At 57.3% G+C, this 20,929-nt stretch carries 19 protein-coding genes and 1 tRNA gene; 10 read left to right on the plus strand and 10 right to left on the minus strand.

The genetic code is table 11. The features are described from left to right. Positions 1-11: 11 nt before the first annotated feature. Entirely contained in the window at positions 12-3,749 is a 3,738-nt protein-coding gene (gene nifJ, locus R2940_16245; protein ID MEZ4601340.1) for a pyruvate:ferredoxin (flavodoxin) oxidoreductase, read from the minus strand. Between the two features lie 196 nt (positions 3,750-3,945). Here nifJ and tadA point away from each other — a divergent pair, with 196 nt between their 5' ends. Next, on the plus strand, positions 3,946-4,485 hold the full coding sequence (gene tadA / locus R2940_16250; GenBank protein ID MEZ4601341.1) for a tRNA adenosine(34) deaminase TadA: 540 nt from the start codon (positions 3,946-3,948) through the stop codon (positions 4,483-4,485). A gap of 20 nt (positions 4,486-4,505) precedes the next feature. After that, positions 4,506-4,593: transfer RNA gene (locus R2940_16255), tRNA-Ser, on the plus strand. A 406-nt stretch (positions 4,594-4,999) separates the two neighbouring features. Here R2940_16255 and R2940_16260 read toward each other — a convergent pair. From R2940_16260 to R2940_16300, 9 genes are all read right to left on the minus strand, one after another. Then, positions 5,000-5,575, minus strand: coding sequence for a hypothetical protein (locus R2940_16260; GenBank protein ID MEZ4601342.1), 576 nt, complete (start codon positions 5,573-5,575; stop codon positions 5,000-5,002). Continuing rightward, positions 5,572-6,192, minus strand: coding sequence for a hypothetical protein (locus tag R2940_16265; protein ID MEZ4601343.1), 621 nt, complete (start codon positions 6,190-6,192; stop codon positions 5,572-5,574). Before R2940_16265 ends, R2940_16260 begins: the two co-directional genes overlap by 4 nt. Next, positions 6,185-6,451 (minus strand): hypothetical protein, encoded by a 267-nt coding sequence (locus R2940_16270; GenBank protein MEZ4601344.1) that lies wholly within the window; start codon positions 6,449-6,451, stop codon positions 6,185-6,187. The genes R2940_16265 and R2940_16270 overlap by 8 nt, the downstream gene beginning before the upstream one ends. Before the next feature lie 30 nt (positions 6,452-6,481). Continuing rightward, positions 6,482-6,877: a hypothetical protein gene (locus R2940_16275; GenBank protein ID MEZ4601345.1), complete on the minus strand. Its 396-nt coding sequence runs from the start codon at positions 6,875-6,877 to the stop codon at positions 6,482-6,484. 222 nt (positions 6,878-7,099) lie between these two features. Continuing rightward, positions 7,100-8,923 carry an AAA family ATPase gene (locus R2940_16280; GenBank protein MEZ4601346.1) on the minus strand — a complete coding sequence of 608 codons (1,824 nt, stop codon included), beginning with the start codon at positions 8,921-8,923 and terminating at the stop codon, positions 7,100-7,102. Further along, the gene (locus R2940_16285; GenBank protein ID MEZ4601347.1) at positions 8,916-9,098 is read right to left on the minus strand and encodes a hypothetical protein; all 183 of its coding nucleotides are present in this window, start codon (positions 9,096-9,098) and stop codon (positions 8,916-8,918) included. Before R2940_16285 ends, R2940_16280 begins: the two co-directional genes overlap by 8 nt. After that, a complete protein-coding gene (locus tag R2940_16290) occupies positions 9,095-9,301 on the minus strand; it encodes a hypothetical protein (protein ID MEZ4601348.1) in 207 nt (68 codons plus the stop codon). The genes R2940_16285 and R2940_16290 overlap by 4 nt, the downstream gene beginning before the upstream one ends. Before the next feature lie 191 nt (positions 9,302-9,492). Next, entirely contained in the window at positions 9,493-10,182 is a 690-nt protein-coding gene (locus R2940_16295) for a hypothetical protein (GenBank protein MEZ4601349.1), read from the minus strand. A gap of 166 nt (positions 10,183-10,348) precedes the next feature. Continuing rightward, the gene (locus R2940_16300) at positions 10,349-11,602 is read right to left on the minus strand and encodes an integrase arm-type DNA-binding domain-containing protein (GenBank protein ID MEZ4601350.1); all 1,254 of its coding nucleotides are present in this window, start codon (positions 11,600-11,602) and stop codon (positions 10,349-10,351) included. 740 nt (positions 11,603-12,342) lie between these two features. Between R2940_16300 and ltrA the strand changes: the two genes are divergently transcribed. The 8 genes from ltrA (at position 12,343) to R2940_16340 (ending at position 20,822) form a co-directional block, all read left to right on the plus strand. Next, a complete protein-coding gene (gene ltrA, locus R2940_16305) occupies positions 12,343-13,746 on the plus strand; it encodes a group II intron reverse transcriptase/maturase (GenBank protein ID MEZ4601351.1) in 1,404 nt (467 codons plus the stop codon). Positions 13,747-14,025: 279 nt separating this feature from the next. Beyond that, positions 14,026-14,883 (plus strand): three-Cys-motif partner protein TcmP, encoded by an 858-nt coding sequence (gene tcmP / locus R2940_16310; GenBank protein MEZ4601352.1) that lies wholly within the window; start codon positions 14,026-14,028, stop codon positions 14,881-14,883. A gap of 3 nt (positions 14,884-14,886) precedes the next feature. Beyond that, positions 14,887-15,642, plus strand: a complete 756-nt coding sequence (locus R2940_16315) for a phage Gp37/Gp68 family protein (protein ID MEZ4601353.1) — start codon at positions 14,887-14,889, stop codon at positions 15,640-15,642. 16 nt (positions 15,643-15,658) lie between these two features. Continuing rightward, positions 15,659-16,657: a DUF4268 domain-containing protein gene (locus tag R2940_16320; protein ID MEZ4601354.1), complete on the plus strand. Its 999-nt coding sequence runs from the start codon at positions 15,659-15,661 to the stop codon at positions 16,655-16,657. 49 nt (positions 16,658-16,706) lie between these two features. Continuing rightward, positions 16,707-17,678 (plus strand): toll/interleukin-1 receptor domain-containing protein, encoded by a 972-nt coding sequence (locus R2940_16325; GenBank protein ID MEZ4601355.1) that lies wholly within the window; start codon positions 16,707-16,709, stop codon positions 17,676-17,678. A 65-nt stretch (positions 17,679-17,743) separates the two neighbouring features. Beyond that, positions 17,744-18,187 (plus strand): hypothetical protein, encoded by a 444-nt coding sequence (locus R2940_16330; GenBank protein ID MEZ4601356.1) that lies wholly within the window; start codon positions 17,744-17,746, stop codon positions 18,185-18,187. After that, positions 18,184-18,951 carry a DUF1829 domain-containing protein gene (locus R2940_16335; protein MEZ4601357.1) on the plus strand — a complete coding sequence of 256 codons (768 nt, stop codon included), beginning with the start codon at positions 18,184-18,186 and terminating at the stop codon, positions 18,949-18,951. Before R2940_16330 ends, R2940_16335 begins: the two co-directional genes overlap by 4 nt. Positions 18,952-18,998: 47 nt before the next feature. Continuing rightward, complete coding sequence (locus R2940_16340; protein MEZ4601358.1) at positions 18,999-20,822, plus strand: site-specific DNA-methyltransferase; 1,824 nt, start codon at positions 18,999-19,001, stop codon at positions 20,820-20,822. Positions 20,823-20,929: the final 107 nt, after the last annotated feature.

Raw genomic sequence — 20,929 nt, forward strand, 5'->3', positions numbered from 1 at the left:
TCGTGCTGTTTTCAGCCCTTGCCGCCGGGGCCTATATGGTCCTTGTCGTCGTCCATGTCTTTGTCGATGCCGGCCCGGCCGTCATCACAGGTATCCTCCGGTGAATTGGGGCGGCTGTAACGGGCATCGCTGGTTGCGGTGACGCAGATGTCCGCCGGTTCCTCGGTGGCTCCTGCCGCCGCGGGGACATGGGTCCGGTCCCGCCCTCCCTCGGGAGGAGTGTCCCCCTGATAGGGCCGCCAGTCGGCCATGTTGCGGTAGATCTCATGCCGCTCCATTATCTCCCTTTCCAGCCTGGATCTCAGCTCTTTCGACCGATCCGGGAACGTTCTTTCCAGGGCCGCATAGCGCACCTCTCCGGAAAGGAAATCCTGCAAAGAGCCGTCCGGTTCCTTGGATTCGTAAATGAAGGGATTTTTTCCCTCGGCCCGCAACTGTGGATTGTACCGGTAGAGGGGCCAGTAGCCCGACTTGACCGCAAGATTCATCTCCTCGATCGACTTGCTCATGCCCTTGCGCAGCCCCTGGTTGATGCAGGTGGCATAGGCCAGAATCAGGGAAGGTCCGGGGTAGGCCTCGGCTTCCAGCAGCGCCTTGATGGTATGGTTCTTGTCCGCCCCCATGGAAATGGAGGTCACATAGGCGCTGCCGTAGGTCATGGCCATGCGACCGAGATCCTTTTTGGCGCTGCCTTTGCCTGCCGCGGCGAACTTGGCGATGGAACCGAGGGGGGTCGCCTTGGAGCACTGGCCGCCGGTGTTGGAGTAGAGTTCGGTGTCGAGAACCAGAAGATTGATGTTCTCGTCGGTGGACAGGACATGGTCCAGGCCGCCGAAACCGATGTCGTAAGCCCAGCCGTCCCCGCCGAAGGCCCAGATCGATTTTTTGGTAAAGAGGTCGGCAAAGGTGGCGATCTCCTTCAGTAGCGGGTCGTCTTCCCTGGGCAGAAGTTCCTTGAGACGATCACCGTACTCCCGGGAGCGGGTCGGGTCGTCCCGATGCTCCAGCCAGCCGGCCATGGCTTCCCGCAGATGATCCTCAACCTGTCCTTCCAGAGCCCTGGTCATCAGATTGGCAAGTTGCCGGCGGCGTTGGGAGATGGCCAGCACAAAACCGTAGCCCAGCTCGGCGGTATCCTCGAACAGAGAGTTGTTCCACGCCGGCCCCTGGCCTTCATGGTTGGTGCGGTAGGGGGCGGTGGGGGCCGAGGCGCCCCAGATGGAGGTGCAGCCGGTGGCGTTGGCGATGATCATCCGCTCGCCGAAGAGCTGGGTTATGAGCTTGACGTAAGGACTCTCCCCGCAGCCGGAGCAGGCGCCGTGAAATTCCAGCAGCGGCTGCTGGAACTGGCTCCCCTTGAGGGTTTCGCGCTTCATCAGGTGGCCCTTGTAACCGATCTTTTCGGCGAAGGCCCGGTTCGTATCCTGGTCTGTCTGGGTGACGAAGGGCTTCATGACCAAAGCCGGTTTTTTGGCCGGACAGATGTCGGCGCAGTTGCCGCAGCCCATGCAGTCCAGCGGGTAGACCTGAATACGGTAGTTCAGCCCCTTCAGCTCCTTGCCCGTGGCCGGCAGGGTTTCAAAGGTTTCCGGGGCGGATTTCATCTCTTCGTCGGTAGCCAAAAAGGGGCGGATGGTGCCGTGCGGGCAGATCAGCGAGCACTGGTTGCACTGAATGCAGTTTTCCTTGATCCACTCGGGAACATTGATCGCCACGCCCCGCTTTTCGTACTGCGAAGTGGACATGGGGAAGGCGCCACTCGGCACGAAGGCGGAGACGGGGATGTCGTCCCCCTTCTGGCGCAGAATCGGGAAGATCACCTCGCGGACGTAGTCCGGCATCTCCTGCTGCAGACGAAAGTCCAGACCCCGCTCGTCGGAAGATTCCTGCCAGGAGTCGGGCCAGGAGATTTCCACCAGGCTGCCGATCGCCCTGTCTACGGCGTCGTTGTTCATCTTCACGATTTTTTCGCCCTTGCGGCCATACTCCGATTGAATGAAATCCTTGAGCAGTTCGACCGCCCGGTCGAAGGGGATGACCTTTGACAGCTTGAAGAAGGCCGTCTGCATGATCATGTTGATGCGGCCGCCCAGTCCTGCTTCAGTAGCGATCCTGATGGCGTCGACATTGAACAGCTTGAGCCGTTTTTCCGCAATTTTGCGCCGCATGGCCGCGGGCAGGTTGGCTTCCATCTCCTCCGCCGTGCTCCAGGGGGAGTTGAGGAGAAAGGTGCCGCTCTCCTTGATGCCGTCGAGAAGATCGTAGATCTGCACGTAGGAGTTCTGATGGCAGGCGATGAAGTCGGCATCGTCGACCAGATAGGTGGACTGGATCGGCTGCCTGCCGAACCGGAGGTGGGAGACGGTGATGCCGCCGGACTTTTTGGAATCGTAGGCGAAGTAGGCCTGGGCGAACAGGTCGGTGTTGTCGCCGATGATCTTGATGGCAGCCTTGTTTGCGCCGACGGTGCCGTCCGCACCCATCCCCCAGAACTTGCACTGGATGGTTCCCTCCGGGGTCGTGGCCAGGGGGTCGCCGACGGGGATGGACAGGCCGCTCACGTCGTCGTTGATGCCCACGGTGAATTTTCGTTTGGAACCGGACATGTTGTCGAAAACGGCTTTCACATGGACCGGCCGAAACTCCTTGGAACCGAGCCCGTAGCGGCCGGCGAAGAGCTCCGGCAGCTCACCGCCCCGCTCGACAAAAGCGGTGCAGACATCGGTGTAAAGGGGTTCTCCCAGAGACCCGGGCTCCTTGGTACGGTCCAGCACGGTGATCTTCCGGGCCGATGGAGGGATCACCTCCAGCAGCGCCCGGGCGTCGAAGGGGCGGTAGAGGCGGACCTTTACCACACCCAGCTTTTCGCCGGATGTGTTGAGGTGACGGACCACCTCCTCGATCGTTTCGCAGCCCGATCCCATGGCGATCATCACCCGCTCCGCTTCGGGATGCCCGCTGTAGTCGAATAACTGATAGGTGCGGCCGGTCAGATCGGACACCTTTTTCATGTTGGCCGCAACAATGCCGGGCAGGGCCTGGTACAGAGGGTTGATCCGCTCCCTGTTCTGGAAGTAGATGTCCGGGTTCTGCGCCGTACCACGGAGTTCCGGGTGCTCGGGGTTCATCGCCTGGCGCCGGAATGCGGTGAGCTTTTCGCAATGGACCAGCCTGGCCATGTCCTCGTAATCGATCACCGCAATCTTCTGCAATTCGTGTGAAGTGCGGAACCCGTCGAAAAAGTGCAGAAAGGGCAACTGCCCCTCGATGGCTGCGAGATGCGCCACAAGGGCCAGATCCATGCATTCCTGCACCGAACAGGAGCAGAGCAGGGCAAAGCCGGTCGGTCGGGCAGCCATCACGTCCTGATGATCGCCGAAGATGGACAGGGCCTGGGCCGCCAGCGCCCGCGCCGAAACATGAAAAACTCCGGGCAGGCACTCCCCGGCGATCTTGTACATGTTCGGCAGCATCAGCAGCAGCCCCTGGGAAGCGGTAAAGGTGGTGGTCAGGGCCCCGGCGGCGAGGCTGCCGTGGACGGCTCCAGCAGCGCCCGCCTCGGACTGAAGCTGACGGACGTCGATAACCTGCCCGAAAATGTTCCGCTTCCCCTCCGCTGCCCACTCGTCGGCGGCCTCGCCCATGTTCGAGGAGGGGGTGATGGGATAGATGGCGGCTACCTCGCTCAGAGCATAGGCTACGTAGGCCGCCGCCGTATTGCCGTCCATGGTCTTCATCTTTCCGGCCATTCCTGAAACTCCTTTCTCTCTGACTTGATTGAAGGATGCAGGCTGGAGATCGGTCCCCTGAAGCGGCAATGCAATTGATTTTCAAATGGTTTTTTAGATGGTTCTAAGAAGTTTATGTGGGGATGGAAGGATGTCAAACGGAATGGCCGTTTCTCCTGAATCAGGGCACATCCTCTCTTGTTTTTAGCATGGGATCATGGTAAAAGGTCTCTGCCGTTGGGCGTATATGCGTGAAAAGAGGGAAACGGCAAGGGTGGAACCGATCGACAACCAGGATCAGGTCTTCATGGCAGCGGCCATGGAAGAAGCCCGGAGCGCCGCCGCATTGGGGGAAGTTCCCATCGGAGCTGTGATGGTTCACGGCGGCCGCATTATCGGCCGGGGGCACAATCTGCGGGAGTCGAGCAACGACCCGACCACTCACGCCGAGATGATTGCCATCCGCGAGGCCGCGGCGACCCTCAGTTCCTGGCGGCTTCTCGACTGCACTATCTATGTGACCTTGGAACCCTGCGTCATGTGCATGGGCGCCATCATCCTGGCGAGAATACCGCGTCTGGTTTACGCTTGTCGAGATCCTCGAGCCGGAGCCGCCGGTTCCATCTACGATTTTTCCCGGGATGAACGATTCAATCACCGGGTAGAGGTCGTAGAGGGTGTGCTAAGCGAGGAGTGCAGCGAAATGCTGAGCGGTTTCTTTCGGGAGCTGCGGGCCCAAAAGAAACAGCAATCATAAAAGAAGTAAAAAAGACCTTTGGAGGGGTGTCCGAGAGGTCGAAGGTGACAGACTCGAAATCTGTTGTACCGCAAGGTACCGTGGGTTCGAATCCCACCCCCTCCGCCAGTAAAAACAAGGGCTTAGCCGGTTTCGGTTAAGCCCTTTGTTCTTCTCTCGCTGGTCGTGCTACCCTTCGTGCTACCTTTGGACCCTCGGTGCCCCCTTTCCTCTCCTGAAAAAGAAAAACCCCTTGGCGGTCAACCGAGGGGCGGTCAAGTGTTTGGTTTTAAGTCGGGGTGTTCCGCCTTCTCAGGCGGTGATGGCCGATACTCTGCCAGCGGGGTATGTGTCCCGCTCTCGGGCGGTTTTGACCCATCCAAAATCGTTTCTTCTCCGACCGGGTAAAGTCTGGTCACTTTCGTTTTGGTCATCCGTCGTTCCTCCTTCGAGGTAGTTTAACATAATTGCCAAGGAAAAAGGCCAGGGGACAGCCCCCGGCCTCAATTCCATTCCAGTCTTTTCAGCGGCCGCATCAGGGGCGATGAGCGTTGAACTCGTCCCGAAGTTTCGCCTCGACCTCGGCCACCTCGTTTCGTGCATTGAAGAGGAAGCCGCGCAGTCCAAGGGCCTCCTCGACGAAGAGCTGAAAGTCGCTGGTTCCCCCCGCAAGCTGCCACGCCACGAAGGCTTGTTTGAGGGCGGTCAGGTGCGGCTTGAGCTGTGCGATTTTCTCTGCTGCGATAAGCCGGAACATGGCCCGCTCCCGGCGGCGCAAAACCCCCTGGCGGGCACGATACAGCTTCTCTTGGCTCCGCCGCGCCCCTGCCTCGGAGGCATCGACCAGCTCCTTTAAGCCGGAGACCTTGCGTTCCAGGTCCGAAATCTCCGTTGACAGCTTTTCCACGGCTTCAGGCCCGGCTCCTTCCTGCCCTTCCAGTAAATCCTTTTTCCGCTGCCTTTTCTCGCCCAGCCCCTCGAACTGCTGCTGGAGCTGCTGCCGGTAGTGAGCCGAAATTTTCCGAGAAGCAACCACCTTGCCCCGGATTGCTTCGACCTCTGTTTTTGCCGCCTCGAAGCTGGTCATGGCTTCCTTCATTGTGCCCGTCATTGTTTTTTTCCTTTCTGAACGTAGCCTCTGGTTTTGGCCGCTTGAATCAAAGCCCGAATAAATCGAGGATCGGAGCCCATGCCCGCCTCCACATATTCAGAAATGGAGGGGATTTTCGCCTGAAGTTCGGTAAAGACTCGCCATGCCCCCGCCATAACGTGGGGAAGCTGCTCGCCATAGGTTTTTTCAAACTCCTCCCGACAACTGGCGGTCAATACCTCCAACGCCTCGGCGCTCCTTGGCGACCGCCCATAATCGTCGGCCAGGCAAAGCAACTCTTGAGCGCCGGTTTTCCCTATCTGGTAGGAAGCTAAAGCCTCTTGGACGGCCTGCCGCGCTTCTGCCAGCTCTCCCACTAGCTCCGCCTGCTGGTTGTATCGGGCCTCCCGCTCCCGCTGGTCAAAGAACCCTCCCAGGGCGTCCCCGTAATTGCCGTCTGCTGGGGGATCGCCACCTTCGCGATACATCATCTCGGCAGGGCTCGCAGGTTCCGCCGCTTGGGATTCCGTCCCGGCCGTCCCCGGGTCCGGGTTTGGAGGGTTTGTCAGAAAGCCCGGTCCCTTGCCGGGGGGCTCCTGTTCGGCCATGCTTGGAAACATGATTGCTGCATCATTCATTGGCCTGCCCTCCCGCCAAGCCGGTGCCACAAATCAAATCTTCAAGCGAGGGCCGGCATTCCACAACGGCGTTGAAATCCCGGGGGAGGATCTTCACCCAAAGCCGGAAAAATTCGCCGGGGTTTTCCTCTGCCCACTTCGCCAGAACCTCAACGCCTCCCAGTCGTTCGAAAGCCTCCTCCAGGGCCTCCTTGACGCTCGCCGTCATCCTGTTCGGGGTGCCTTTTTGCCGGCCTCCTGTCTTGTGTCCACGTGCCATGGTGCTTTCTCCTTTCGCGTCTAATTTGGTCTACTTTAGAAAGATGCCTCCGGGGGGGATAAAATCCGCAATCATCGGGAGGGTCTGCCTGCTTTTGACCGCCTGCCACAGGGAGCAGCCCTCCAGGTCCTTCTTTTTTCGGCAAAGATGCCCGGGCCGGGTCAGTTCATGGTCTAAGCACCAGCGGGACCGCTCGGCGGGGGTAAGCCGGTCGGCGGTGCGGGTGTCGGCGGCCTGGTGCCCTTGAACCTTGCCGCAGTCCCTAAGATCGGCTTGCGGGTCCGCCAAGGTGAGACCGCAGGGGCGAGTTTCCCGGGGTGCCGTTTCCGGTATCCTGTTTTCAGGGATTAGGAAACTCTTGGTTTCCTCACGGTTTCCTTGCCGGTTTCCCTGTAAAACCCGCTCTGCCAAGGCTTTAACGCTCATGGTTTCCTTCCCGTTTCCCTGACGGTTTCCCGCTTCTCGGAAAAGTTTCCCGGTTTCCCTCTATAGGCAAGGAAACTAGGAAACTCGCTGAAAGAGGGGGTCTTTAATCCGCCCTGGTTTCCTGCCAGTTTCCCACCAGGGAAACCGCTTTTCCTGCTATAAAATAACTACTTAGAAAGAAAGTTTCCCGGTTTCCTTGTGTAGGGGGGGAAACTGGGAAACTCATATCAACAGCCCCATTTCCTGCGCTCGCTTTTTCGCTTTGGAGACGGCCCCCTTGGTGATGCCCAGCATCTCGCCAATCTCCGCCTGAGGGACGCCCTCGGCCATGAGTCTTGCCACCTTCTCCGCCGTGGACGCCTCCAACTCCTTCATGGCCCACGTCTGCCGGCCGTCGCTATCCGTGATAAGAGTCGCCTCAAAGGGCTTGGTCTCCTCGCCGTAAATGCCTCGGGCCTTCTCGAAATGGACCTCAAAGGAGGCTCCCCTGTCCGGGGTGTAGTCGCCGGGCCGCCGAAGGGCAATCACGGTGTCAAGCACGTCCTCCCGGCGGGAGGTGCCCCGCTGCTCGCCATTCTTTCCGCTGTGGTGGATGAACAGGACGGAGCGGCCAGCGGCCCGCTGTTGGAGTGCCCATTGCTGGACCGGCAACCAGCTTTCCCCCTCGGCCTCCTTACCGCTGCGGCAGAGCGTGGAGAGGTTGTCCACTACGATCAAATCAATGCCATCAAGGAAAGGGTCAAGGGCGGCCTGGTCCACGGGATCGGAAAGGTTAATCATCCCCCTCGGCTGAAGATCGGGGGTGATGATCCGCAGGGGGGCGGCCGGCTCCTTGTCGCTGCTGGTGGCGATCCGGGCCATGCGCTCTTGAAGGACCACCCCGGGCATTTCACCGTCCAGGAAGAGAACGCCCCGCGGGCGGGAGGCCGTCCAATTTAGAAAGGTGCCGCCGCTGGCAACTGCGTAGGAGACGCCAAGGGAAAAATGGGTCTTGCCGATGCCCCGGGGAGCAAAGACCATGCAAAGCCCCTGCTGCGGCAGCCAAGGGGAAAGTAGGTTTTCACGGGGGGGAAATTGCAGGCTGAGGAGTTCGACAATATCCACCACCTTCAGGCGGGCCGGTTTCGGTGTTACGTCCTCTCTGGCTGCCAACTCAATCTGTCGCCGGGCCTCCTCCAGCCCCTCAAGGCGGTGCAAGTCGTTGAAGTCGGTCGGATGCTCGGTAGTCTCCTGGAAGGTCGGCAGGGCCAGCAGGCCCCCAACCACTTCGGCCGCCTCCCGGGCCTTGCTGGCTCCCGGGTTCCCTTCGGTCCATTGGTCATTGTCGGCACAAACGACAATCCGCAGGCCGGGGAACTTATCCCGCAGGGCCTCAGCTACCGGGCGAAGGTTCCCGGCATCGAAGGCGACGGCCACGGCTCCCCCGGTTGCCTGGTGAATACTCGCCCCGGTGGCGAAACCTTCACAGAGATAGAGGACCCCGGCGGGCCTTCCTCCCATGGCGAAATAGGCCCCGGCCTTCCGGGTTCCGGTCAGGTACTTCTTGCCGCCATCCGGGGTGATGAACTGAAGCCCTTGCAAGGTGCCGTCGCAATCCCGCAGGGGAACAACCAGACTTCCCTTTGACATTCGGACCCCGTGCGACTCGATGCCCTTCTTGAACAAATAGGGGTGATCCGCCGGGGCGGGTTCGGCCGCTTTCCAGATTTCGGCTGCTCGCTTGCGGGCCTCGGCCTGGATTTCGGCTTGCATTCGATCCCGTTCGGCCCGTGCGGCTTCCATTCTTGCCCTGTACGCGGCTTTCTCGGCGGGGGAAAGGGTATTCTCAGGCTTTGCGGTCCAGTTGTGCCAGTCTCCGGGACCGCCTTCTTTCCACGTACCAAAAACCCCGGCGGGCAATCCGTCTGGATAGAGGATATACCAGCCGTTTTTCTTCCCTGGCGAGTCTCCCGGCACATGGAACCGGTGCCGTGCCCCGTCTGCATGAATTTCCGGCGGGGGAGAAATTCCGGCCGCGTCCATGGCTTCGCGGAAGTGTTCAATCATGGTTCGCCCCTTTCTGCCGGTCGCCCTCAGTCAAGATGAACTCGGCACACTCGATCATCTGCCGGGTAAGCCGGTCGCCGCGGCTCTTATCGAAGGCCCGCAGGTCCTCCAGGTACCGACTGAGGAAGGCGCGGAGGGCGGTCCCGATTCTGGGTCTTTCTGCCCCGGTTGTCATACCCGCGTCCGTTTTTGGCGATCAATAAAGGCGTCAATCTCAGACTCTTTGAAAAGCTTGAGCCCTGGAGATATTTCGATTGCAGCCGGGAAGTCTGGCCGTTGGCGCAGTCGCCAGAACGTAACCCTGGAGATGCCTCCCAGTTTCTCTGTCCTCACCTCGTCCATCCGAAGATTCCTGTCAGAGTTTTGCTTTTCGGTCATAAGAAAACCTCCTGTGATTGGCTTTTGCGTTGTGTTGCAGCCAAGTTACAGGAGGTTTCTGCTGCAAGCCATGTGGGTTTCAGCGGTTAAGCTTGGCCCGAAATGGACATATGAAAATCGGAATAGAGAAAACAGAAAGGCCGACAACGTGTAAGTTGCCGGCCGATTTTCAGTGAACTGGGAAATGGATTTCAGAGGGGGTGGGTGGTGCTCGATGCCGCTTTTAGAACAAGCTTGTCTATCTTTTTAACAAGCTTCGAAACCTCCTTTTGGGCCTCTCCGCTCTCTTTCACAGTTCGGAAAATTCTAAGGTAGTGGTCCCGCTGAATCTCGGCATTGTTTAAGCCCTCGATCCGGCTCAACCACCAGACGTCAATTCCCTTTCGCCACTCGTCAAAAGGGCAGTGTCGATAGGTTTTTTTTCGGAAGGAATAAGCGGGATAATCGGTAATGTCGTCCAAACTCAAGCTGCCGTCCTTTGTGGAAAGTTTTCCCAGCTTTTCACGGGCTTCTAGCACTTTCTCACAAAAATAATCGAATTGCTTTTTTGCTGCATCTAGGTCGGCCTGGAGGGATTTTCGGTCGGCAAGCAGGTCGATTTCGAAGGTCCAAGTCTGAATCATCGCAGGATGAACCATCTCTTCTCGATCTTTTGCCATGCTCTCCAGGAAAGGCCCAGCCTCACCAGGAAACCTCTCTTTCAATTCTGCTTCGTCGATCATGCCTGAGTTAAATTGAACAATGGTCCAAAGACGTGCCCGGCTTTGGGCGTCTTCGGTCTTTTTGGCAAGGGCCATGGATTGAAAAGCCATTTGAAAGCGCCTCTCTTGGTAGATGAAATCATCGAAATCATCGTACTCAGGGGGCGGGCGTTTGTCCATGCGGCCCCGCCGGGAACAGGTCTGCATCTCCACCGGGGGTTGCCCCTTCTTCGCCAGCCTTTTTTGCAGCACGGGGCATCTAGGATCGCCCTCGTCACAGTCCGGCAGGGGGCAGTCCTCGCAATCCTCGGCGGTGTAGTCGGTAAATTTCATGCGTCACTCCTCCTTACCCTCTGGAGATAGGAATTACATTGTCCGGCTGCTTTCCGGTAAGGAGGCCCTCCAGCTTCCGCCCCCAGGACTCAAGGGCGCGGCTAATTTCCGCTGCATAGGTGTGTCGGTCGTAGACCCTGCCGGTGACGCCCGTTTGGGCATGGTTCAAAATCCTCTGAATGACGTGGGGGGCGGTCCCCATTTCCGCCAGACGGGTCGTGCAGGTCCGCCGCAAATCATGAGGAGACCAAGACGCGGCCCCGAAGTGACCACAGCGACGAATCCAGAAGGACAGGCTATAGACGGGGATCGGGGAGCCGTCGTCCTTGGTGACTAGGAGCCCTTCGCCAGGATCGCCGGCAACCTGACGGGCCAAGGTGGATAGGTAAGCGCGGTGCGGGCGTTTGTTCTTTGTGCTGGTTCCGGGAAGGTCCAGCCACTCCCCGTCAAGCTGGTCCCATTTTGCGGCGACGACTTCCCCCGGACGAAGCCCGGTCAAGAGAACCAGCTTCAGGGCCTTCTTGACCCCCTCGGGCACGTCTTGGCGGCCGTCCATATCCTGCAAAATGGCCTTGACCTCCTCCACGCTCAGGGCTCGCTCCTTCGGCGTTTCGGCTGCGGGCTTGCCGATACCGGCGGCCGGGTTGAACTCCACCACCTCGCGCTCCAGACCCCAGGCAAACATCTTGCGAACAGTCGCCAAGGTCCGATTGGCCTGAACTCCGGAGCCGCGATTGACAATCTCATCGAGGAGGGACACGACGTCCCCCCGCCGAATGTCCCGGGCCTTCTTCTTCCCCCAGGCGGGGCGAACGTCGCGGGCAAGGTTCAGCTCGTCCTCCCGGGCCGACCGGGGGCGCTTTCTCACCTTGGCGTATTTCTCTAAAAACTCATCGGCCAGTTTGCCCACGGTCCAGGCGTCCCTGCGCTCCTGCTGCCTTGCCCGGGTCACTTCGCCCGGGTCCTTGCCGGCGGCGAGGATTTTCCTTTTTTCGCGAAAGGCTTCCCTCGCCTTGCTGAGGGTAAGGGCCGGATATTCGCCAAGGCTAAGCCATTTGCGGGACCCCTCAAAGGAGTAGACCATCTGCCAAGTCTTTGCGCCGGACTTCATGACCCGGAGGCAAAAGCCACCTTCGCCCCGGGGCGCATCTTCCCGAACAATGTAGGGGCGATCCTCCGGCTTAAGACCTTTGATGAATGTGTCGGAGAATTTCTGCTTGGGATGTTTGGTCGCCATGGCCTCCCCCTGGTACAAAAGATTTTCCATCTGCTGTCGTCGTCAAAGGTAGCACGGCTGCTCGTGCTACCTTTCGTGCTACCTTTGAACCCGTGACTAACTGAAATATCGTGCAACAGTATTTAACAGCATTATGGGCTAAATCTCTGATATGTCAAGGATAAAAGCAACACTCGGAAACGTGATGAAAAATGAAGAAATAGCCATACAGCAGACTCGAAATCTGTTGTACCGCAAGGTACCGTGGGTTCGAATCCCACCCCCCCATATAAACACAGGGCTCAGTCGTTAGCGGCTGGGCCTTTTGTTGGTGCGCCAGGCATGGCGCGTAGCGCCTTGACTGGCGCTGTTCCGGTTGTTGTGGTGATAACCGGATGACTTGGGGGTGTAAGTCCCCTGTGGACCCTGATGGCGGGAACCACTAGCCGAACGGCAAGGGTGTCCACCGCGAGGTGGGATCTGAAGGAAGCCGCAGGCAAACTCCCGGCCCGACGAACAGAAATCGCATACGAGGCAGTTCCATCCGGGCGAGAAGGCCAACATCTTCAAAGCCCCATAGCCATCCGGGAGGGTGGGGCTGTAGATGCGGCGGGTATATGGGAGGAAGGTCACGCGCATTACCCTGGGAGATCTGCCGATCTGCCTCGTGCTACCGGCGTCGAGAGGCGTCGGGACGGGTCGGCAGAAGTCAGCAGAGGCCATAGTAGCCGGGGTTGACCATCCCGGTGAAGGGCCGAACACGAGGCGCCATTCAGGAGACTCGAATTTCGATGACGATCGAAGAAGCAGAAGCCCTGGTTGAGATATCAGGGGCCGCGCCCGAGGGTAGCGACCGGAAGTCGCAAGAGTATGGCACAGGTGCGTCAAACGTCACGGCATGCCGGGAACCGTCCTGGACGGAAGCGGAGACGCGGCTGATGGAAGAGGTTGTCAGTCGCGGCAACATGATGGCGGCCTACGACCGGGTGGTTGGCAACAAGGGAGCCCCCGGCATCGACGGGATGCAGGTGGGTGAGCTGAAAGGCTACCTGGTCAAGGAATGGCCGCGCATCAAGGAGGACCTGCTGAACGGAAGCTACCAGCCCCAACCGGTGCGGAAGGTCGAGATACCCAAGCCCGGCGGCGGGGTGCGCATGCTCGGCATTCCCACGGTGCTGGACCGGCTCATTCAGCAGGCGCTGCATCAGGAGCTGATGCGGCTGTTCGATACCGGATTCTCCGATAGCTCCTACGGGTTTCGGCCCGGACGGAGCGCCCACCAGGCGGTACAAGCAGCCCGCAGGCATGTGGCCGAAGGGCGGCGGTGGGTGGTCGATATCGACCTGGAGAAGTTCTTCGACCGGGTCGGACACGACGTGCTTATGGCACGAGTGGCCCGCAAGGTCAAAGACCCCCGTGTACTGCGACTGATCCGCAGATACCTGAGGGCCGGAGTGCTCGAAGGGGGGATCGTCTCGCCACGGGTGGAAGGGACGCCGCAAGGCGGCCCGCTCTCGCCGCTGTTGTCGAACATCCTGCTTGACGAGTTCGACAAGGAACTGGAGAGGCGCGGCCACGCCTTCTGCCGTTATGCCGATGATTGCAACATTTACGTGCGCAGTCGGCAATCGGCGGAGCGGGTCATGGCTTCGCTGATCCAGTTTCTCGAACAGCGGCTGAAACTCAAGGTCAACCGCGTCAAAAGCGCCGTTGGCCGCCCCTGGGAGAGAACCTTTCTGGGTTACAGGATGACCTTTCACAAGAAACCGCGGCTCAAGGTGGCTGAAGGCTCTGTGAAACGGTTCAAGGCCAACCTCAGAGAGCTCTTTCGTCGGGGAAGGGGACACAGCCTCAAACGGGTCATCGAAGAGTCCACCCCGAAACTGCGGGGATGGATCGCCTACTTTCGGCTGGCGGAAGTCAAAGGCATCTTCGAAGAACTGGATAGCTGGGTCAGGCGGAAACTACGCTGCATTCTGTGGCGGCAGTGGAAGCGCTCTTTTACGCGGGCCAGGAATTTGATGCGGCGGGGATTGTCGGAACTCAGAGCATGGAGGTCGGCTCAAAACGGGCGAGGCCCCTGGTGGAATGCAGGAGCCTCGCACATGCACGATGCGTTTCGAAAATCCTTCTTCGATAAACTGGGGCTGATCTGCTTGGTAGACAGTCTCAGACGCTTTCAGAGTGCTTTGTGAACCGCCGTGTACGGAACCGTACGCACGGTGGTGTGGGAGGACGGCGGGGGTGACCCCGCCTCCTACCCGATTTTGTGCTATACGGCAAATGGGTGTGACGTATTCTGGCGCGGCCGAGTGGTAGAGGCTGAAATGAGATGCAATTTATTCTCTTCTTGGAAATACAAGCTGCTGCAGCTATGATGACTGTCATGTTTTTTTCTAATTTTCCAGAGCAGGTGAAAAGGGGGAGAGCGACTATTTGATGTTGAAGCTGATGCCAAGCAGCAAGGAGGGGCGATGGGAATCGAGGTGCAACATTTGCCGACTCTGGAGGATGATGGTCTGATCACCCCGGACGTTGGATTGTGGGCGGAGAAGAAATATCGGCTGGTTCAAAACTATGCGAGTATGTTCACTGCTTCTATGAGGAGCAAGTGGGACCACCTTGTCTATGTTGACCTCTTCGCCGGCGCCGGCCGTTCCCGGCTGCGAGGAACCAATGAGATCGTACCCGCATCCCCATTGCTGACCCTGGATATCCCAGTCCCTTTCAACCAATACATTTTCTGTGAGTTGGATGAGGAAAAGCTCGATGCTCTGAGAGAGCGGGTTGGCCGTGAGTTTAATCAGGCTGATGTTCGATTCTTGCACGGCAATGCAAACTGGCTTTTGGACAGAGTTCTGTCGGAGATGCCGGTTCCCCATCGCGGCTTTAAGGTCCTTGGGTTTTGTTTCGCCGACCCCTATAATCTGGACAACTTGAAATTTGATACGATCAGGCGGCTTTCCAATCGGTTTTTCGATTTTCTGGTCCTGATTCCAACCGGGACGGATGCCCAACGAAACATCCAGCGGTATGTGGAACAGCCGCAATCCAAGTTGGAGGATTTCCTTGGTTCTCCCGATTGGCGTGAGGCTTGGGAAGGGGCGAAACGCAAAGGAGAGAGCGCTGATTTGTTCCTGACCAGATACTACGGGGAGCAAATGGTCTCTTTGGGATATCAACCGACCGAGCCGCAGGAGACGGTTTCCATTCGGAACGAGAAGAATTCTACGATGTACCGGTTCGGATTTTATAGCCGCCACAACCTGGCCAGGAAGTTCTGGCAGCAGGTAAAGAAATATAGCGACGATCAACTTGCCTTTGAATTCTGAAATATGGCCGCAAATTCAAAAATCGAATGGACCGAACAGACCTGGAACCCGGCTGTAGGGTGCACAAAGGTATCGCCCGGGTGTGCCCATTGCTATGCCGAGGTCATGGCCAGGAGGCTGCAGGCGATGGGAGTGAAGGGGTACGATAACGGCTTCGCCCTCACTCTACTGCCCGAAAGGCTCGAAGAACCACTGCGCCGCAAGCGCTCGACGATCTATTTCGTCAACTCCATGAGCGACCTGTTCCACGAGGAGATTCCCGACGATTACGTTCGCGAGGTGTTTCGGGTGATCGCACAGGCGCCGCAGCACACCTTTCAAATCCTCACCAAGCGGGCCGAGCGGTTGGCGGCTTTTTTCGCCGACTTTGGCCCCGCGCCGAGCAACGCTTGGTTGGGCACGACCGTGGAAGATCGCCGGCATGGCGTTCCGCGTCTCGACTGGCTGCGCCGGGTGCCGGCGCGTGTCCGGTTCGTTTCCGCCGAGCCGCTGCTGGAAGATCTCGGCGCGCTCGACCTGAGCGGCATCCACTGGGTCATCGTCGGGGGCGAGTCTGGACCGAAGGCCCGGCCAATGAAGCCGGAATGGGTCCTCAACATCAAGCGTCAGTGCGAGGAGCAGCACGCGGCTTTCTTCTTTAAGCAGTGGGGAGGATGGGGGGCTGACGGCAGGAAGCGGGCGAAGAAGAGGAATGGGCGGATGCTGGAGGGGCGTACTTGGGATGGGGTTCCCGAGGTCGGGGCGATGGTTGGCAAGTGAAGCCGGGAGGATACCAATGAACAAGTTGCTATTGGGAAAACTGGAGAAGGTAAACCTGAGGGAATGCTGGAGATCTGAAGCAGGTGATTTTACGCCCTGGCTTGCTCAAGGAGAGAACATTGCCTTATTAGGCGCAACCATTGGCCTTGACCTGGAGCTCGAAGCCCAGGAGAAGGAGGTTGGTCCCTTTCGTGCCGACATCCTATGCAAGGACACGGCGACTGACAACTGGGTTCTGGTTGAAAATCAATTGGAGCGAACGGACCATTGTCATCTTGGCCAACTATTGACCTATGCCGCGGGGCTGAGTGCCGTGACTATCGTCTGGATTGCCGAACGATTCAGCGAAGAACATCGAGCTGCGTTGGACTGGCTCAATGAAATTACCGACAGGCGATTCAATTTTTTCGGATTGGAAGTGGAGCTTTGGCAAATCGGGGACTCCCCCTTTGCGCCCAAATTCAATATCATATCCAAACCCAACGACTGGTCAAAACAGGTCGGTGAGGCAAGGGAAAGGATTCAGTCCGAGGGCCTGACTGAAACGAAAATATTGCAGAGAGAGTATTGGGAGAGCTTCCGAAACTTCATTAAAGATAAGGGCTCAATCATCAGGCCGACCAAGCCTCTTCCGCAGAATTGGATGAATATTGCGCTCGGCAGGGCGGGGTTTCAACTGGCGGCTGTTGCGTCGGCATACAATACCGATAGCCAGTCCTATGATACCGGTGAAATTCGTGCAGAATTCTGTGTCTACCATTCCGAGGCGAAGGCCTATTTCGTGGCACTCCAGGAGCAGAAGGCGGAGATCGAGAGAGAGTTCGGTGACAACCTCATCTGGTACAACCCGGAAACCGCAAAAAGTTGCCGAGTTTACATTAGGAAAGATGCCAATCTACAAGACAGGGCCAAATGGGATGATCAACATCAATGGCTTAAGTCGAACCTGGAAAAATTGAATTCCGTTTTCCGGCCGCGTATCAGGAACCTTGTATTGCCTGCTCTTCAGCAATAATTCTGATCGCTTGATTCTTTTCTAAAGCACATTAGGGGAACCATATAAAATGGCCAAGATCTTCTTCTCCTATTCGCATCGGGATGAAGCGCTCAGGGATGAGCTCGAAAAACACTTGTCCACCATCCGGCGGCAGGGGTTTATCGAGGCCTGGCATGACCGTCGGATTGTTGCGGGGGCAGAACTTGCACATAAAATCAGTCAGAATCTCGAAATCGCAGACGTGATCTTACTGTTGGTGAGCTCTGACTTTTTGGCTTCGGATTATTGCTACGATGTTGAGATGAAGCGGGCCATGGAGCGGCACGCAGCCGGCGAGGCGAGGGTCATCCCCGTTATCCTGCGACCCTGCGACTGGCAAGACGCTCCCTTCGGCAAGTTGCTGGCGACCCCTCCGGATGGCAAGCCGGTCACGCGGTTTCCGACCCTGGATGATGCTTTTGTTCTGGTGGTCGCGGACATCAAGATGGCACTGAGGCAGATGGGGCAGGAGAAAGCGCCGATGCAGCCGGCTGCCGTTATGACCGAGGCTCAACCAGCCCTTAAAGAGGCGGCAAAGCCGCGGTCGAGCAACTTGCGGATCAGGAAGGAATTCTCGGATCGAGATTTCGACAAGTTCCTGGCCGAGTCCTATGAATTCATTGCCAACTTCTTTGAGGGGTCGCTCCAGGAGTTGGAGAGGCGAAACCCGGATATCGAGACCGATTTCCGGCGCATCGATGCCAATCATTTCACCGCCAAGATCTACCGGAAGGGGAAGCAAAAGTGTGGCTGCAAGATATGGCACGGAAGTCGCCGGGGGGTTGTGGGTGGAATTGCATACCGGGGCAACGGCGGTCTCCATGATTATATGGATGACAGCAGTTTCAACGAGGCCATGAATGTCGAAAACGATGGATATGCCTTGTTTCTGAAGCCATTGGGCATGGCGCACCTAGGGTGGGGCAGGGACCAGATGCTGACGCAGGAGGGGGCGGCTGAATATTTTTGGGGGCTTTTTGTTGCGCCTTTGCAGCGGTAACCATCCAAATAACACGATCATCTCCAGAGTGGCGAGTAAGATGAATCCTGGGGTAGAGAGGGGAAATGAGCATACTTTTGACGCAACAAGAAGGTGACGCGCTATTGGAGTTGGAGAAGCACTATTTTGGCAATGTAGTGTTCGACTTCCCTGACCTTGGTGGGGCCTTACGTATCCCGCTGCACTCCGAAGACCGACGCGAAGAATTTAGTCTTGATATCACCCGAGGCCGGATAGAATTGAAAAAGAGCACGCTGCAAAGTCGGGCGAGGAAAGCAGTAATCCTTGCGCGTGTTGATGTTTGCGGCCCGCCACACCGTAATCCCGATGGCGAAGAGGTGCCATGCCCACACCTGCACCTTTATCGTGAGGGATACGGGGATAAATGGGCAGCACCATTGCCAAGTCATTTTACCGATCCAGAAAACACTTGGCAGACAGTGGCCGAATTCATGGATTTTTGCCATATCACAACTAAGCCAGACATTCGACAAGGGTTGTTCTCATGATCGATGAAATCCAAAACTTGATTAAGGAATATACCCGTTGGCTATCGGATAAAACCATCCTCAAGCAGGTGAATCGGGATTGGGTAGAAATGACCACTCCACATTTGGACCGTCACAACGATTGTTTGCAGATATATGTTCGCAAGGAAGAGAACGGATATTTGCTTACAGATGATGGATATATTGTCAACGATCTGGTAAGCGCAGGATGCCCGTTAGATACTCCGAAACGGCAAGAATTGCTTAAAATGACGTTGGCTGGATTTGGTGTTCAACTGGACAAAGAACAATTGCTTGTTCATGCAACGTCGGAAAATTTCCCGCTTAAAAAGCATAATATCATTCAAGCGATGCTTGCGGTTAATGATCTTTTTTATCTGTCCTCACCGTATGTTGCAAGCTTATTTTATGAAGACGTTGTAAGTTGGCTAGACTTAGCAGATATTCGATATACTCCCAATGTTAAATTTACTGGTAAAAGTGGCTATGATCATATGTTTGATTTTGTTATACCAAAATCACGTAAACAGCCTGAGCGCATTGTCCAAGCAGTAAGCAATCCAAAGAAAGATTCTGCAGAAGCCCTAGTGTTTAAATGGCTAGACACCAAAGAAACCCGCTCTGCAAACTCCCAATTGTATGCTTTTCTGAATGATTCGAATGCAACTGTTTCACAAGCGGTTGTTGATGCTTTGAGGAATTATGATCTGCAGCCAATACTCTGGTCCGAGCGTGAACAGGCGAGAGAAGATTTGGCCGCATAGCCAAATGTCCTAATCACCATATCAGACAGTCCTTTCTGGAGTTTCTAATGCCCACCCTCGAATTCAAGGGAAAGCAATTCGTCTATTCCCACCACCTGAGCGTCCCCTTCCGCGAACTGAAGGTGGTTGCCGACAAATCCCTTCCCGGCCCGGGCCAGAAACCATCGCTGGACGACAACCTGATCATCCACGGTGACAACCTGGAGGCCCTCAAGGCACTGCTGCCCACCCACGCCGGAAAGATCGACTGCATCTTCATTGATCCGCCCTACAACACCGGCAACGAGGGCTGGTGCTACAACGACAACGTGCGCTCGCCGCTGATGAAGGAGTGGCTTAAGAGGTCGGCCAACCCAGTGGACAAGGAAGATCTGGAGCGGCACGACAAGTGGCTGTGTATGATGTGGCCGCGGTTGAATCTTTTACGGGACCTGCTTTCGGATAGGGGCGCCATCGTCATTACCTTGGACGACAACGAAATTCACCGGATGCGCGGTTTTTTGGACGAGGTCTTCGGGGAGGAGAACTTCATCGCAACCTGCCTTTGGCAGAAGAACTATTCGCCGAAGAACACTGCCGAATTTTTCTCAAGCGACCACGATTACGTCCTGATTTACGCCAAGAGCAAAAATGAACTGGAGATCGGTTCTCTCGACCGCACCGAAGAACAGGAGAGCCGTTACAAAAATCCGGACAACGATCCGCGCGGCCCATGGAAAACCAGCGACCTGTCGGCTCGGAATCCTTACAGCGAAGGGCTGTACCCGATCAAATGCCCTGGTGGTCGCTATATCGACGGACCTCCGAAGGGGAGATATTGGACGATCAGTGAAGGGAAGTTTTGGGACCTTGATAGAGACAATCGCATTTGGTGGGGCAACGACAAGAATTCGATTCCACAATTGAAGCGGTTTTTGAGTGAAATTCAAGAGGGCCGGGTCCCCCAGACCATCTGGTTCTATTCCGACGTCGGCCACACCGATCAGGCCAAGAAGGAACTCAAGCAGATCATGAGTTTCGAGAATACGGCCGATGTTTTCATTACGCCCAAACCCGTCAAGCTCGTCGAACGTGTGTTGCAGATTTTCAGCGAGCCCGATTCCATCATCCTCGACTCCTTCGCCGGCTCCGGCACCACCGCCCACGCCGTCCTCGCCGCCAACCAGAAGGACGGCGGCAACCGCCGCTTCATCCTCGTCGAGTGCGAAGACTACGCAGACACCCTGACCGCCGAACGGGTGCGACGTGTGATCAACGGCTATGCCTTCACCGGCACCCAGCGCGAAGAGCTCTTCAGCGAGAAGCTCACCTGGAGCAATTTCTCCAAGCAGTCCCAGAAGATTCTTCTCCAAGTGGAGCACGTCGAAAAGACCGCCGGAGCGGCCTTCGACAAGGTGAAGAAGGAGATCAAGGACGGCGTGCTCACCGTCACCGGCGAGCGGAAGATCGAGGAGAGGACGCCGGGACTGGGCGGCAGCTTCACCTTCTGCACCCTGGGCGAACCGATCGAGATCGAAAGCCTGCTCACCGGCAAGGGCCTGCCTGGCTTCGAGTCCCTGGCCCGCTACGTCTTCTACACCGCCACCGGAAGGTCGCTGGAGAAGGTCGGCAAGCCCTCGGCCGACGGCTTCATCGGCGAGACCGACCTCTTCCGCATCCACCTCTTCTACCAGCCCGACACCGCCTGGCTGCGATCCAACGAGGCGGCGCTGAACGCCGAGCGGGTCGAGGCCATCGCCAAGGGGAACAAGGGCGGCAAGCGGGCCGTGGTCTTCGCCGTGGCCAAGTTCATGAGCCAGAAGGAGCTGACCGCCAAGCGCATCGAGTTCTGCCAGTTGCCCTACGCGGTGCATCGGATTCTGGGGGATTAACGCCGGTTTCACTCGAATTCGGCATTTCAGCATATGTTGAAATCGGCGATTTTGATGAAATGATGACTTGACCTTGGAATGATTTTCATCATAAAGTTCATTTCAGC

Source organism: Syntrophotaleaceae bacterium (genome assembly GCA_041390365.1).
Classification (GTDB): Bacteria; Desulfobacterota; Desulfuromonadia; order Desulfuromonadales; family Syntrophotaleaceae; genus JAWKQB01.

What these genes read in the sequence shown, in the direction of transcription:
- nifJ (MEZ4601340.1), bottom strand. Translation starts at nt 3,749, where the DNA reads ATGGCCGGAAAGATGAAGACCATGGACGGCAATACGGCGGCGGCCTAC.
- tadA (MEZ4601341.1), top strand. Translation starts at nt 3,946, where the DNA reads ATGGTAAAAGGTCTCTGCCGTTGGGCGTATATGCGTGAAAAGAGGGAA.
- R2940_16260 (MEZ4601342.1), bottom strand. Translation starts at nt 5,575, where the DNA reads ATGACGGGCACAATGAAGGAAGCCATGACCAGCTTCGAGGCGGCAAAA.
- R2940_16265 (MEZ4601343.1), bottom strand. Translation starts at nt 6,192, where the DNA reads ATGAATGATGCAGCAATCATGTTTCCAAGCATGGCCGAACAGGAGCCC.
- R2940_16270 (MEZ4601344.1), bottom strand. Translation starts at nt 6,451, where the DNA reads ATGGCACGTGGACACAAGACAGGAGGCCGGCAAAAAGGCACCCCGAAC.
- R2940_16275 (MEZ4601345.1), bottom strand. Translation starts at nt 6,877, where the DNA reads ATGAGCGTTAAAGCCTTGGCAGAGCGGGTTTTACAGGGAAACCGGCAA.
- R2940_16280 (MEZ4601346.1), bottom strand. Translation starts at nt 8,923, where the DNA reads ATGATTGAACACTTCCGCGAAGCCATGGACGCGGCCGGAATTTCTCCC.
- R2940_16285 (MEZ4601347.1), bottom strand. Translation starts at nt 9,098, where the DNA reads ATGACAACCGGGGCAGAAAGACCCAGAATCGGGACCGCCCTCCGCGCC.
- R2940_16290 (MEZ4601348.1), bottom strand. Translation starts at nt 9,301, where the DNA reads ATGACCGAAAAGCAAAACTCTGACAGGAATCTTCGGATGGACGAGGTG.
- R2940_16295 (MEZ4601349.1), bottom strand. Translation starts at nt 10,182, where the DNA reads ATGGACAAACGCCCGCCCCCTGAGTACGATGATTTCGATGATTTCATC.
- R2940_16300 (MEZ4601350.1), bottom strand. Translation starts at nt 11,602, where the DNA reads ATGGAAAATCTTTTGTACCAGGGGGAGGCCATGGCGACCAAACATCCC.
- ltrA (MEZ4601351.1), top strand. Translation starts at nt 12,343, where the DNA reads ATGACGATCGAAGAAGCAGAAGCCCTGGTTGAGATATCAGGGGCCGCG.
- tcmP (MEZ4601352.1), top strand. Translation starts at nt 14,026, where the DNA reads ATGGGAATCGAGGTGCAACATTTGCCGACTCTGGAGGATGATGGTCTG.
- R2940_16315 (MEZ4601353.1), top strand. Translation starts at nt 14,887, where the DNA reads ATGGCCGCAAATTCAAAAATCGAATGGACCGAACAGACCTGGAACCCG.
- R2940_16320 (MEZ4601354.1), top strand. Translation starts at nt 15,659, where the DNA reads ATGAACAAGTTGCTATTGGGAAAACTGGAGAAGGTAAACCTGAGGGAA.
- R2940_16325 (MEZ4601355.1), top strand. Translation starts at nt 16,707, where the DNA reads ATGGCCAAGATCTTCTTCTCCTATTCGCATCGGGATGAAGCGCTCAGG.
- R2940_16330 (MEZ4601356.1), top strand. Translation starts at nt 17,744, where the DNA reads ATGAGCATACTTTTGACGCAACAAGAAGGTGACGCGCTATTGGAGTTG.
- R2940_16335 (MEZ4601357.1), top strand. Translation starts at nt 18,184, where the DNA reads ATGATCGATGAAATCCAAAACTTGATTAAGGAATATACCCGTTGGCTA.
- R2940_16340 (MEZ4601358.1), top strand. Translation starts at nt 18,999, where the DNA reads ATGCCCACCCTCGAATTCAAGGGAAAGCAATTCGTCTATTCCCACCAC.